Origin of the sequence: Peristeroidobacter soli (assembly GCF_004138485.1) — a bacterium.
Lineage (GTDB): Bacteria > Pseudomonadota > Gammaproteobacteria > Steroidobacterales > Steroidobacteraceae > Steroidobacter > Steroidobacter soli.
On the sequence record NZ_RYEV01000006.1, the window covers coordinates 89665 to 102668 of the forward strand.

A 13004-nucleotide genomic window follows, 5' to 3' on the forward strand; every position below is an offset into this window, starting at 1 on the left:
CGAGGACCTTATCACGGGCCCCCGCCCGCGGCAGTCGGCGCCATTTCACGCGGCGAAACAGGCTGAACTGGTATTCCCGGAAGCGCTCGCTGACACTCGTTGACACAGGGGCAGGCGTCATCGAGCGTCAATATGGGGTACACGAGAATGTCACGACAGCATCACCGTCGATTGCAGAAGATCGCCGCGTTGGCTCTGGCTTCGCCCGGGCTATCGCTCTACATGGGGGCAGCCAGCGCCGCGGAGGAGCGCTCGGCGCAGATCGAAGAGATCATCGTCACCGCGCAGAAGCGGGCCGAGGGTTCCAGCAAAGTACCGATCAGCTTGAGCGTCTACGACGCCGAGACCCTGGACCGGATCGGTGCGCGGGACTTCAACGATGTAGTAAAGGTGACGCCCGGCATCGAGTTCAGCGACGACCGCGGCGCCAAGAAGAACATCACCATCCGCGGCATCTACTCACAGGCCGGCTCGGCCACCTCCGGAATCTACATCGACGACGTGCCCGTGCAGGTACGCGTCGGCATCTTGAATCTGGTCGGCGTGGGCACGCCGCGTATCTTCGATCTGGAGCGCGTCGAGATCCTGCGCGGCCCGCAGGGCACTTTGTTTGGAGCCAGCGCCCAAGGCGGCGCAGTTCGATTCATCACGGCACAACCGAGCTTGACGGACTTCAGCGGCTACTCGCGTGCGGATATCTCCAGCACCGAAGGCGGCGAGCTCGGCTACGAGGCCGGCGTGTCGCTGGGTGGCCCGATCGTGGAGAACAAGGCGGGCTATCGGGTCAGCGCCTGGTATCGCCGCGATGGCGGTTACATCGATCACGACAGCTTCCTGCCCGGCGGCGCCGTCGAGAAGGACGCCAACTGGTCGGAGTCGACAGTGGTGCGTGGGGCGCTGACGTTCGCGCCGACCGAGTCGCTGCGAATCACGCCATCGATGTTCCTGCAGAAGGTGAACATCAACGACAGCGGCTTCTTCGATCCCAGCGCCTCCAACGTGGACGACACCGATTTCGTCAACAAGAACGCGTTGCTGACGCCGGCCGATGACAAGTTCTATCTGCCGTCGCTGAAGATCGAGGCGGACCTCGGGCCGGTGAGCTTGACCGCGCTGACCGGTTACATGCGCCGCGAGAACGACTACGCGCTCGACTATACAAACGTGGTGGCGAGCTTCTTCGGTCTGGCGGCGGCACGCTCCATTTCGGAAGCCTCGCCGGTGCCTTACTCGAACCATCAGGATGTTTACAGTCAGGAGCTGCGTCTGCAGTCCTCCGATCCGGACGCGCGGTTGAAATGGACCGTCGGCGGCTTCTATTCGTACCTGCGCCAGGAGGTCCACCAGCAGATCGTGAGTCCGGCGCTGCCGGCGATGACCCAGGAGCTGTGGGGCATGACGGTGCCGTACGCCTGGGGCGCCGACATGGTCAACGGCGATCGTTCGTTCGATGCGACCAATATCCTGCGCGATCGTCAGCTCGCCGGATTTGCGCAGTTCGACTATCGCGTGCTCGACAAGCTGACATTGATTGCGGGTACACGCGTCGCACGGCAACGCAGCGGCTACTCGTACAATGCGGCGGGCCCGGTCAACGGCGGCACGACGGCGCGCTCGGGCGAGCAGGAAGAGACTGCGATGACGCCGAAGTTCGGCATCAACTATCAGGTGAACGATAGCAACCTGCTGTACGCGAGCGCTGCCAAGGGCAATCGCATGGGCGGCGCCAATACGCCATTGCAACCGACCCCGCAATGTACCGCGCAGCTGCAGGAGATCGGTGTGACCAGCACGCCGAGCTCTTACGATTCCGACGAGCTGTGGAGCTACGAGGTCGGCTCGAAGAATCGCCTGTTCGGTAACCGTCTGGCGATCGAGGGCAGCGCCTACTACATCGACTGGAAGGACATCCAGCAGTCGATCTATGTGCCGGACTGCCTGGCCTCGTTCGTTGCCAACGTCGGCAAGGCCGAGGTGAAAGGCTTCGACCTGCTGGTCAACGCGCGACTCACCGAGAGCTTCCATCTGGGACTGAACGTCGGCTATACCGATGCCAAGGTGGCCGAGACCGCCGGCGTCCCCGGCACCAACATCGTCTATGCGTACAAGGGCGACCAGCTCGACATGTTCCATTCACCCTGGCTGTTCGCCGCGTCGCTGGAATATGCCTTCGGGCTCGGCGGCTACGAGGCCTACCTGCGCGTCGACGATCAGTATCGGCCCAAGAACCCCGGCCCGTTCACCAGCCTGGATCATCCTGGCACGCCGAACTATTCGACGCTGTACCAGCCGAACCCGTCGCAGAACATCCTCAACTTCCGCGCCGGCATGATGGTGAACGGTATGGAGCTGTCGTTGTACGTCAACAACGCGCTCAACGATCATCCATTCCTCTATGACCTGGCCGCGCTGGGCGTGGGCGGCTCGGCGCTGGGCTCGACCTTTACAGTTCGGCCCCGTACCGTCGGCATGGGCATGTTGTATCGCTGGTAATGATGAAGTCTCTGATCGTTCTGTTCAGCCTGCTGTTTGCAGCGGTCGCCAGTGCGCCGCTGCAGGCAGCGGGCCGGTTCGAGGGTGTGACGCTGATCCACATGGTGCAGGCAGGCGCCGCGCAGCGCCTGGCCGGCTATCGAACCTTCGCGCGGGAGTTTCAGGCCGCCACCGGAGCGCAGGTCCTGTTCGTCGAAACGCCTTGGGAACAGATGCAGGATCAGATGATGAGCGACTTCATCGGCCGGGCCGGCAGCTACGACGTGTTCGATGTCGATGAGGCCTGGGACGCGAATATTCGGGCTTATCTGCAAACGCTCGATCCCTATGTCGCCGGTTCCGGATTCGATATCGACGACTATCGCGGCTTGAACGGCTTGCTGGGTCTGGATCCCGGCGCGCGTCGGCGCTACGGAATTCCGCTGACGGGCCGTTCGATGGTGTTGTTCTATCGTGCCGATGTCCTCGCCGCCGCGGGGATTGCGCCACCGCGCAACTGGGACGAGCTGATCGCCGCCGCGCGCGCCGTCACGACCAAGAAATTTCACGGCATCGTCGCGGCCGGCGTCAACGTGCAGCTCAATAAATATTTTTTCTCGGCGTACAAGGCGGGCGAGCGTCGTTCGCTGTTCAGCGCCGACGGTCGGCCGCAGTTCGGGGGTGAGGAGGGCGCACGCGCACTCGACCGGCTCAAGCAACTGTTTGCCTATGCGCCGCCCGGCGTATTCGCAATGGACATTGCGGAAGCCGATCAGGTGTTTCTCAACGGCGAGGCCGCGTTCCTGCTGGAATGGCCCGACTACATCCAGCCGAATCTCGACGATCCGAAGAAATCGCGCATCGTCGGTAAGTGGGCCGCGATGCAGCCGCCGGGGCCGGGTGGCTACGCCGGCTGGCATCTCGCGGCCTCCGGATATTCCGAGCACAAGGACGCGGCGTGGGCCTGGATCGAATTTGTCACCAGTGCGCGCAATGCCAAGCGGTTGATGGTGGAGCACGGCATCTATGCCACGCGCAGCTCGGTGCTCGCCGATCCGGAAGTCGCCACGCGCTTTCCGGGCATCGACGCGGTCAGGGCCGCGGCAGCCGCGTCGTTCCGACCCGGTTTCGAAGGTCATCCCAAGGGTATCGGCTGGTTCGTGCAGGCCGGCGCCATCTGGTCGGAAGCGTTGACCGGACAGATGACATCCCAACAAGCGGCGCGTTCGGCGGCCACGCTGTGGAGCAAGCTGTTCGATTCCATGCCGGGACCGGCCAATCACGACTACTCCGATATCGACGCGCTCCAATGATGCTCACTGCACGATTGCGCACCTGGCTTCGAGACGATCGGATCGCGGCGCTGCTGTTCATCTCGCCCTGCATCCTCGCGCTCTGCGTCGCCTATCTGTTTCCGCTGATCTATTCGGCGTACCTGAGCTTTTGCGAGTGGGACATTCGCACGCCGGGCGCGCCGATCGAGCTGTCGGGCGTGGACAACTATCGCGATGTGCTCGCCGACGGGCAGTTCTGGTCGTCGGTGGGACGCTCGCTGGTGTTCACGCTGGTGGCGCTGCCGGCCGAGCTGCTGCTCGGCACGTTAGTGGCGCTGCTGCTGACCAACGAGCGCTTGAGCGGACGTCTCACGGGTCTGTCGCGCGTAGTGCTGCTCGTGCCGCTCATGGTGCCGCCGGTGGTCACCGGCATTCTGTGGCGCTTGCTGTTCAATGTTCAGTACGGCCCGCTGAACGCGGCGTTGGGGTTCTTCGGGTTGAATCCGCAGCCCTGGATTTCCCAGCCGGACACCGCCATGGCCGCGGTGCTGGTGGTGGAGATTCTCACCAACACGTCGATCGTGGCCATGATCCTGATGGGCGGCATGATGGCGCTGCCCCAGGAGCCGATTCGAGCTGCGCAGATGGATGGCGCCTCGCCGCTGCGCGTGCTGCTGGAAATCAAACTGCCCATGCTCGCGCATCTGTATCTGATCGTCGGTTTGATCCGGCTGATGGATCTGTTGAAGACTTTCGACTTCATCTACGCCATGACCTTCGGCGGACCGGGCGTGAGCACGCAGACGCTGAACATCTATATCGTGCGCCTGGGCAGCCGCTTTCTGGAATATCCGGCGGCGGCCGCGGCTTCGTGGATCTTCCTCCTCATGCTGCTGCCGCCTTCGATCTATCTGCTGCTCAAAGCGGTGCCGCGCAACCAGGCGTACTTGAATGATTGACGCAATCGACGCTGGCGAGCACACGCTCAGGCGGCGCCGGCAACTCAGAGACTCTGTGCGCGCCGCGGGCCTGTATCTGTGCCTCGGGCTATTGTTGTTCGTGCTGTTGTTTCCAGTGTACTGGCTGCTGTTGAGCTCGCTGAAACATCAGTCGGATTTCTTCACCTCGCCGCCGGTGTTCCTGACTACGCAGCTGACGACCGAGCACTACCAGGCGGTGCTCGCCGATCCGTTCAATCGCCGTTATCTGCTGAATACGGCGATCGTGGCCGTGGTGAGCACCTTGCTCGCGACGCTGGTCGGCACTGCCGCCGCGTACATCCTGGCGCGGATCCGTCTGCCGATCCGCCTCAACAGGGTGTTGCTGGTCTGGATTCTGGTGAACCGACTGTTCCCGCCGATCAGCTTCGCCATTCCCTACTACCTGCTGATTCGCGAGCTCGGCCTCATCGACACGCTGGCGGCGCTGATTCTCTCCAACACCGCGGCGGCGATTCCGTTCGTGGTGTGGACCATGCTCGGTTATTTCCAGGATCTGCCGAAAGAAGTCGAGCGTGCCGCCATGATCGACGGCTGCACGCTGTGGCAGCGTTTCGTGCGCGTCGTCATGCCCATGTCCACGACCAGCATGGTGATCACCGCCATCTTCGTCTTCATCTATGCCTGGAACGAATTGTTGTACGCGCTGACGTTGACGGTGCTCAAGGCGAGGACCGTGCCGGTGGCGATCGCGGGCTACGTTGGCGACAACGCGCTCGCCTGGGGACAGATGAGCGCGTTCGGCGTGATCTCCTTCGTGCCGGTCATGATCGCGGTGTTGGCTGTGCAGCGACACATCGTGCGCGGTCTGACGTTCGGTGCGGTCAAATCATAGTAAGCGGGGGCGTGAGCGCGACAGCATGGCAGGCATTGAGCTGAATAGAATTAGCAAGACGTTCGGTGCGACACATGTGATCGACGACGTGTCGGTCAGCGTGGCGCCGCATGAGTTCGTCACGCTGCTGGGTCCCAGCGGTTGTGGCAAGAGCACGCTGCTGAACATTGCGGCCGGACTCGAACGGCCCACCGACGGTCGCGTGCTGATCGGCGGCCGCAATGTCACCGACCTGTCGGCGCGCGATCGCAATGTCGCCATGGTGTTCCAGAGCTACGCGCTCTATCCGCACATGACCGTCGCGCAAAATCTGGCGTTCCCGCTGCGCATTCAGCGCCTGCCGCGCACGGAAATCTCTCAGCGCGTGCGTGCGGTTGCCGAGACCATCGAGTTGGGAGGGCTGCTGGATCGCAAACCTGCGCAGTTGTCGGGTGGCCAGCGCCAGCGTGTCGCCATCGGTCGCGCGATCATTCGTTCGCCGGCGATTTGTTTACTCGATGAGCCGTTGTCCAACATCGACGCTGCCCTGCGCGTACGCATGCGCGGCGAGCTCAAGCTGCTGTTCAACAAGATGGGTACGACGATCATGTTCGTCACGCACGATCAGGTGGAGGCGATGACGTTGAGCGATCGCATCATCGTGCTCAACGGCGGCAAGGTTCAGCAGCAGGGCACGCCGTTGGAAATCTATCGCAATCCGGCCAACGTGTTCGTCGCCCGCTTCATCGGCAGTCCTCACATGAACATCCTGCAGGCGCAGCTCGATAGCGGCGTCGTCAGCGTGGCAGGGCTGAGATTGCCGCTATCCGGTCATGCCGGACGCAGCGGCGCGGTGCAGTTGGGGCTGCGGCCGGAGGACGTGCAGCTGGGCCGTTTCGAGAAGTGCGTGAGCGTGCCCGCGCAGGTCAAGCTGGTCGAACATCTGGGGCATGGCGCCATCGTTCACTACGCGCTGGACGATCTGCCGCCCATCGTCGGTCTGGAGACGCGCGACACGGATATTCGCGCCGGCTGGCAAGGAAACATTCATATCAATCTGGACGGGATCAAACTGTTCGACGCGGTCACTGGCCTGGCGTGGCCGGATCGGAAGGGGATGGCATGAGTCGGCGCGTTGCAGTCGGCCTGCTGATGCAGGAGTCCAATTCGTTCTCGCCGCTCGCGACCACGGTGGCGACGTTCGAAAACTACTTCCTGCATCGGGGCGAGGCAATCTTCGGTGCCGGGTTCGAGCGGGCACACATCGAGATTCATGGTTTCATCTCGGAGCTGCGTGCCGCGGGCGTGACGCCAGTACCGTTGCTGGCCGCTGGTGCTTTCGCCGGTGGCCCGCTGACCGAAGCGGCATTCGATGCACTGGTCGGTGAGATGGAATCGCGGTTGCGCGAGGCACTGCCCGTCGATGGACTGCTGTTGGCTTTGCATGGCGCCCTGGTGGTGGAAGGTGGGGCGAGGCGGGGTGATGCGGAAATCATCGCCCGTCTGCGCCGCATCCTGCCGCCAGACGTTCCCATCGGCATCACCTTCGATCTGCATGGACACATCACGCCGGAGATGCTGCAGCCCAATTGTTTCCACGTCGGTTATCAGCAGTATCCGCATATCGATATTTACGAAACCGGCCAACGTGCCGCGCGCTTGATGGTCGACACGCTCGATGGCAAGCGACGTCCCGTCATGGCCCTCGCGAAGTGTCCGATGGTCGTGAGTGCGGTGTGTGCTCGCACCACGGACGGAGGGTTGGTTCCTGTGGTCGCTGCCGCTCGCCGTGCTGAGTTGAGCGGGCGTGTGTTACATGCGTCGCTGTTTCCGGTGCAACCATGGATCGATGTGCCGGACCTGGGGTTCGCGGCGCTGGTATGCGCGGACGGCGACGTGGCCGTGGCGGAACAGGTTGCAGCTGAGCTGGCGCAAGCAGCTTGGAATCAGCGAGATCAGTTCACGCCCGAATTGGTCGAGCTGGATGACGCGATTCGTATCGGTCTGTCATCGGAGGGCTTGACTGTCGTCAGCGATGCCGGCGACGCGCCAAGCGGCGGCTCGGCGGCCGACAGCACTGCGGTACTGCGTGCGCTATTGGCGGCCGGAGCCGAGCGCGGCAAACGGCTCGTCTATCTCTCGATCTGCGATCCAGCCGTCGTGACCGTGGCCCAGCGAATGGGCGTGGGCGCCAGTATTGAAGTCGACATCGGCCATTACTATTCGCGCAGCGACGGTGCTCCGTTGCGGATCAGTGCCACGGTGCAGCTGCTGTCCGATGGTCGATATCACATGCGCGATCAGGACATGGAGATCGGCATGGGCCGGACGGTGGTACTCGCGGTGGGTGCGCTCCGGTTACTGGTGCGGACGCTGCCGTCCTTCGAATGGGATGTGGCCATGTATCTGTCGCAGGGACTGGATCCCGCTGCCGCGGCGCTGATCTTCGTGAAATCGCCGGGGGGCTTTCGTCATTCGTTCGGCAAATGGGCACAGCGCATTTTGATCGCCGACACTCCGGGGCCGACCTGCGCCAATATGAAACGAATTCCGTTCACCCGGGTGACGCGGCCGCTGTACCCATTGGATTCGTTGCCCGAGTGAGCGAGATCATCACCGGCGAACGGCGCCGCTTCATCGAGTTGCTCGAGCAGATCGTGGGACGCCGACACGTGCTGACCGGTGCGGCGGCGACGCGGCGGTATCGAACGGGATTGCGTTGCGGTGCTGGTCCGGCGCTGGCCGTCGTGAGGCCGGGGACGTTGGTCGAGCAGTGGCGCGTGCTGCAGGCCTGTGTCCGTGCCAACAAGATCGTCATCGTGCAGGCGGCCAACACCGGGCTGACCGGCGGCTCGACTCCCGATGGCGAGGGCTATGACCGCGATATCGTGATCGTCAATACGCTGCGTATCGCGCGTGTCCGGCTCATCGATCAGGGACGGCAGGTCATCTGCCACGCCGGCGCGACGTTGTTTCAGCTCGAAAAGATATTACGGCCGTTGGGGCGGGAGCCACATTCCGTGATCGGCTCATCCTGCATCGGCGCTTCGGTCGTGGGGGGCGTATGTAACAGCTCGGGTGGCTCATTGATTCGCCGGGGGCCGGCCTATACTGAAATGGCGCTGTATGCGCAGGTCGATTCCAACGGCGAGATTCGACTCGTCAATCACCTGGGCGTGCGCCTGGGCGACGATCCCGAGAGCATGTTGCGTCGGCTGGATGGCGATGCGTTCACCGAAGCGGACGTCGACTATTCCACCGGGCGCAGCGCTTCATGCCGGGACTATGTCGGAGAGCTGCGCGACATCGATGCATCGAGTCCGGCGAGATTCAATGCGGATGCCCGGCGGCTGTTCGAAACATCCGGCAGCGCGGGCAAGGTCATGGTGTTCGCTGTTCGGCTCGATACGTTCTCGAGCGAACCAGCGACGACGGTGTTTTACATCGGCACCGACGATCCGGAAGAGCTCACGACCCTACGACGCTACATGCTCGAACACTGCCGGGAGTTGCCCATCGAGGCGGAGTATCTGCATCGAACCGCCTTCGATATCGCCGTGCGCTATGGCAAGGATACTTTCCTGGCGATTCGCTGGCTCGGCGCGGCCCGGTTGCCGAAGTTGTTTGCTTTCAAAGGCTGGATCGATTCGCTGGCCGCGCGGCTGCGAATATTGCCGCCCGACTTCAGCGATAAGCTGCTGCAAGCCGCGGCGTGCGTGTTACCCAACCATTTGCCAGCGCGCCTGCGCCAGTATCGTGATCGTTATCGTCATCATCTGATGCTGAAGGTGGCCGCTGATCGCGTCGATGAAACACGCGAGATTCTGGCGACCGTCTTCCAGTCGGCGCAGGACTCTTGTTTTGAGTGCACCGAAGCGGAGGGCAAGGCGGCGTTCCTGCACCGCTTCGTCACCGCCGGCGCCGCGATCCGCTATCGTGCGCTCCACCGGAAGCAGATTGCGGACATCATTGCTCTGGACATCGCGCTTCGTCGCAATGAGTTGCAGTGGTTCGAGCAGCTCCCGGAATCGATCGCCGGGCAGATCAGTCACGCGCTGTACTACGGACATTTCTTCTGTCATGTCCTGCATCAGGATTATCTGGTGCACGCGGGGACGGATGTGCATCGGCTGAAACAATGGATGCTGCAGCAACTCGATGAACGCGGTGCCGAGTATCCGGCCGAGCACAATGTCGGCCACAGCTACCCGGCCAAACCGGCCCTGGTCCGGCACTACCGCGAGCTCGATCCGGCCAATTGTTTCAATCCCGGCGTCGGACACACGTCCAGGCACGCCCATTGGGAGTGATGCGAATCCCGATAGAAGACCTGGACGTCGACGAGCGAGAAGTGGGGACATGCACCTTGTGCGTATGCCGCGCTGCTGTGGTTCGCAGGCATATACTGCGCTCCCTCGTCTCAACGTGGAGAACTCGCCATGGGTTTACTCGATCAAATCAGTGGTGCGCTCGGTGGGCTCGGACAGGGTCAATCGGGTAGTCAAGCCGCCGGCGGCGGTAGCGGCGCGGCGTTGCTGCCGCACCTGCTTTCCATGTTCAGTCAGCCCGGCGCGCTCAGCAATCTCGCCAATGGTTTTCAGAGCGCAGGGCTCGGCAACGTACTGCAGTCCTGGATCGGCACCGGCCAGAACCTGCCCATCTCGGGCGATCAAGTGAAGCAGGTACTGGGCACAGGAAATGTCGCGGATCTGGGCGCGCGCGCCGGCCTGAATGAATCGGAGGCGTCCAACGCGCTCGCGGGCCTGTTGCCACAAGTGGTCGACAAGCTCACGCCCAACGGCAGCGTGCCGTCCGAGGGTGAACTGGGCTCAGCGCTCTCGTCGTTGGGCAAACTGTTTCATTGAGCAGTTTATTTCCAGCTGCCGGCGGCCTGCTGAGCCGCCGTATTCACCGGCCGGGCGATCAAACCGGTTTGTGAGATCTTGACCTCGTAACGCGCGCCGTCGGACATGGGCATGTACGCGGCGTTACCGTAGACGGCGTCGACGAAGGGCAGGCGATCGGGCTTGTCCAGCGTGAGCTGCCACAGGTCCAGCCCGGGATTCTCGGCCAGTGGATATACCGTGCGTTCGGCGGTGCGCTCTTGCGCGATGTCGCGATAGCGGCCGCTGACGCGCTCCAGTCGATACTGCGCGTCGAGGCCGAACAGGTTGGCCCAGCCTTTCCACTTCAGCACGCGCGCGTCGAGTTGCCACTCGTCGCCGGACAGAACGAACATCTGGATTTCGCCGTTCGGCACTTGCGTGAGCGTGGCGTTGAACGTCTGCGGGCCGCGCTGCTCGAACACGATCTCCGCGACGGGGCGCTCGAGGGTCAGTTGCGCGTAGGTGCGCAGATTCAGCGAAACCACGAACAGCAGCGCCGCGACCGCGAGGAATAGCGAGCCGGTGAAAGCGCTGCCGCCGGCGGCGAGGAAGCGGGCGCGGAACAGCCGCTGACACGCCAGTATCAGCAGCAACAAACCGAAGATGGCAATGATCAGAATGACTGCGTTCGAGATCACGCTTGCGCCGTCCTTGTCATTGCCATCGTTTCAGTCTTCTCACGCGTCCAGTTTCTTGTAACGAATGCGATGCGGGGTGGCCGCATCCTCGCCCTTGCGACGTTTGAAGTCTTCGACGTATTCCGCGTAATTGCCTTCGAACCAGGTGACTTCGGAGTTGCCTTCGAACGCCAGGATGTGAGTCGCGATACGATCCAGGAACCAGCGATCGTGCGAGATCACGATGGCGCAGCCCGGGAAGCTGAGCAATGCTTCTTCCAGCGCGCGCAACGTTTCCACGTCGAGGTCGTTGGTGGGTTCGTCGAGCATCAGCACGTTGCCGCCGCTCTTGAGCACTTTCGCGAGATGCACTCGATTGCGCTCACCGCCGGACAGCTCGCCGATCAACTGCTGCTGCTGAGTGCCGCGGAAGTTGAAGCGACCGACGTAGCCGCGCGACGATGTTTCATAGTTGCCGACCTTGATCATCTCCAGACCGCCCGAGAGCTCCTGCCACACGGTGTTGCTGTCGGTGAGTGACTGGCGCGATTGATCGACGTAGGCCACCTGCACCGACGAACCAATTCGGATCTCGCCGCTATCCGGTTTCTCCTGGCCGGTGAGCATGCGGAACAGGGTGGTCTTGCCGGCGCCGTTCGGGCCGATCACACCGACGATGCCGCCGGCGGGCAGGTTGAAGCTCAGGTTGTCGAACAGCAGGCGGTCGCCGAAGCCCTTCTTCAGGTTGGTGGCTTCGATCACCAGCTCGCCCAGGCGCGGGCCGGGCGGAATGTAGATTTCGTTGGTCTCGTTGCGCTTCTGGAATTCCTGCGAGGCCAGCTCTTCGTAGCGCTGCATGCGGGCCTTGCTCTTGGCCTGGCGCGCCTTCGGATTCTGGCGCACCCATTCCAGTTCGCGCTGCAGGGTCTTGCGCAAGCCTTCCTGCTGTTTCTCTTCCACGGCGAGGCGTTTTTCCTTCTGGTCGAGCCAGGAGGAATAGTTGCCCTGCCACGGAATGCCGTGGCCGCGGTCCAGCTCCAGAATCCAGCCGGCGACGTTGTCGAGGAAGTAACGGTCGTGGGTCACCGCGATGACAGTGCCCGGGTAGCTTTCGAGAAAACGTTCCAGCCACGCGACCGATTCGGCGTCGAGGTGGTTGGTGGGCTCGTCGAGCAGCAGCATGTCGGGCTTCGACAGCAACAGACGGCACAGCGCGACGCGACGGCGCTCGCCGCCGGAGATCTTGGTCACATCCGCGTCCCAGGGCGGCAGGCGCAGGGCGTCGGCGGCGACTTCGAGCGTGCGCTCCAGCTCCCAGCCACCCTTGGCGTCGATGGCGTCCTGCAGCTTGGCCTGTTCTTCCAGCAGCTTGTTCATTTCGTCCGGATCGAGGTCCGGATCGGCGAACTTGTCGCTGACCGCATTGAAGCGGTCGATCAGCGACTGCACATCGCCCACGCCTTCGAGCACGTTGCCGCGCACGTCCTTGTTCGGATCCAGGCCCGGCTCCTGCTTCAGAAAGCCGATCTTGATGCCGGGCTGCGGGCGGGCCTCGCCGTCGATCTCCTTGTCCTCGCCGGCCATGATGCGCAGGAGCGAGGATTTACCCGAGCCGTTCAAGCCCAGCACGCCGATCTTGGCGCCGGGGAAGAAGGACAGGGAGATGTCCCGCAGGATGATGCGCTTGGGCGGCACCACCTTGGAGACGCGGTTCATGGTGTAGATGAATTGGGCCATAAGCTGAAGTGGCTCGCTCGCGGGCTCGGTGTGTTCGGGGCGCGCAAATTGCGCAAGGGGCCGGAATGATACAGCGGATTGGCGGCTTTGCGGCTTCGCGAGCCACGCCGGATTGCGGGTAAATCCTGACCGATCGGTGTGGGACGAGCGATGACTGTCGCCAGGTGGCTACCGACATCGAGCAGAGTCGTGCAGCATTGGGCCCG

10 protein-coding genes are annotated in these 13004 nt (G+C 62.9%); 8 read left to right on the plus strand and 2 right to left on the minus strand.

Annotation, left to right across the window (positions count from 1 at the left end):
- The first annotated feature begins 147 nt into the window (after positions 1-147).
- From EKO19_RS26920 to EKO19_RS26955, 8 genes are all read left to right on the plus strand, one after another.
- Complete coding sequence (locus tag EKO19_RS26920; protein WP_175597211.1) at positions 148-2493, plus strand: TonB-dependent receptor; 2346 nt, start codon at positions 148-150, stop codon at positions 2491-2493.
- The gene (locus EKO19_RS26925; protein ID WP_129780486.1) at positions 2493-3785 is read left to right on the plus strand and encodes an extracellular solute-binding protein; all 1293 of its coding nucleotides are present in this window, start codon (positions 2493-2495) and stop codon (positions 3783-3785) included. The genes EKO19_RS26920 and EKO19_RS26925 overlap by 1 nt, the downstream gene beginning before the upstream one ends.
- Positions 3782-4705 carry a carbohydrate ABC transporter permease gene (locus EKO19_RS26930; RefSeq protein WP_129780488.1) on the plus strand — a complete coding sequence of 308 codons (924 nt, stop codon included), beginning with the start codon at positions 3782-3784 and terminating at the stop codon, positions 4703-4705. Before EKO19_RS26925 ends, EKO19_RS26930 begins: the two co-directional genes overlap by 4 nt.
- Positions 4698-5579: a carbohydrate ABC transporter permease gene (locus EKO19_RS26935; RefSeq protein ID WP_129780490.1), complete on the plus strand. Its 882-nt coding sequence runs from the start codon at positions 4698-4700 to the stop codon at positions 5577-5579. Before EKO19_RS26930 ends, EKO19_RS26935 begins: the two co-directional genes overlap by 8 nt.
- Before the next feature lie 25 nt (positions 5580-5604).
- A complete protein-coding gene (locus tag EKO19_RS26940) occupies positions 5605-6684 on the plus strand; it encodes an ABC transporter ATP-binding protein (RefSeq protein WP_129780492.1) in 1080 nt (359 codons plus the stop codon).
- Positions 6681-8162, plus strand: coding sequence for a M81 family metallopeptidase (locus EKO19_RS26945; RefSeq protein ID WP_129780494.1), 1482 nt, complete (start codon positions 6681-6683; stop codon positions 8160-8162). The genes EKO19_RS26940 and EKO19_RS26945 overlap by 4 nt, the downstream gene beginning before the upstream one ends.
- A complete protein-coding gene (dld, locus tag EKO19_RS26950; protein WP_246038977.1) occupies positions 8159-9868 on the plus strand; it encodes a D-lactate dehydrogenase in 1710 nt (569 codons plus the stop codon). The genes EKO19_RS26945 and dld overlap by 4 nt, the downstream gene beginning before the upstream one ends.
- Positions 9869-9997: 129 nt before the next feature.
- Positions 9998-10423: a YidB family protein gene (locus tag EKO19_RS26955; protein WP_129780498.1), complete on the plus strand. Its 426-nt coding sequence runs from the start codon at positions 9998-10000 to the stop codon at positions 10421-10423.
- A gap of 5 nt (positions 10424-10428) precedes the next feature.
- On the opposite strand, the gene EKO19_RS26960 is transcribed toward EKO19_RS26955, so the two are convergent.
- Both EKO19_RS26960 and ettA read right to left on the minus strand, forming a co-directional pair.
- Positions 10429-11082 (minus strand): hypothetical protein, encoded by a 654-nt coding sequence (locus EKO19_RS26960; RefSeq protein ID WP_129780500.1) that lies wholly within the window; start codon positions 11080-11082, stop codon positions 10429-10431.
- Positions 11083-11121: 39 nt separating this feature from the next.
- The gene (gene ettA, locus EKO19_RS26965; protein WP_129780502.1) at positions 11122-12798 is read right to left on the minus strand and encodes an energy-dependent translational throttle protein EttA; all 1677 of its coding nucleotides are present in this window, start codon (positions 12796-12798) and stop codon (positions 11122-11124) included.
- Positions 12799-13004: the final 206 nt, after the last annotated feature.

Bases quoted from the DNA above. Each gene is read 5' to 3' on its own strand.
- EKO19_RS26920 (WP_175597211.1), top strand. From the start codon at position 148: ATGTCACGACAGCATCACCGTCGATTGCAGAAGATCGCCGCGTTGGCT.
- EKO19_RS26925 (WP_129780486.1), top strand. From the start codon at position 2,493: ATGATGAAGTCTCTGATCGTTCTGTTCAGCCTGCTGTTTGCAGCGGTC.
- EKO19_RS26930 (WP_129780488.1), top strand. From the start codon at position 3,782: ATGATGCTCACTGCACGATTGCGCACCTGGCTTCGAGACGATCGGATC.
- EKO19_RS26935 (WP_129780490.1), top strand. From the start codon at position 4,698: ATGATTGACGCAATCGACGCTGGCGAGCACACGCTCAGGCGGCGCCGG.
- EKO19_RS26940 (WP_129780492.1), top strand. From the start codon at position 5,605: ATGGCAGGCATTGAGCTGAATAGAATTAGCAAGACGTTCGGTGCGACA.
- EKO19_RS26945 (WP_129780494.1), top strand. From the start codon at position 6,681: ATGAGTCGGCGCGTTGCAGTCGGCCTGCTGATGCAGGAGTCCAATTCG.
- EKO19_RS26955 (WP_129780498.1), top strand. From the start codon at position 9,998: ATGGGTTTACTCGATCAAATCAGTGGTGCGCTCGGTGGGCTCGGACAG.
- ettA (WP_129780502.1), bottom strand. From the start codon at position 12,798: ATGGCCCAATTCATCTACACCATGAACCGCGTCTCCAAGGTGGTGCCG.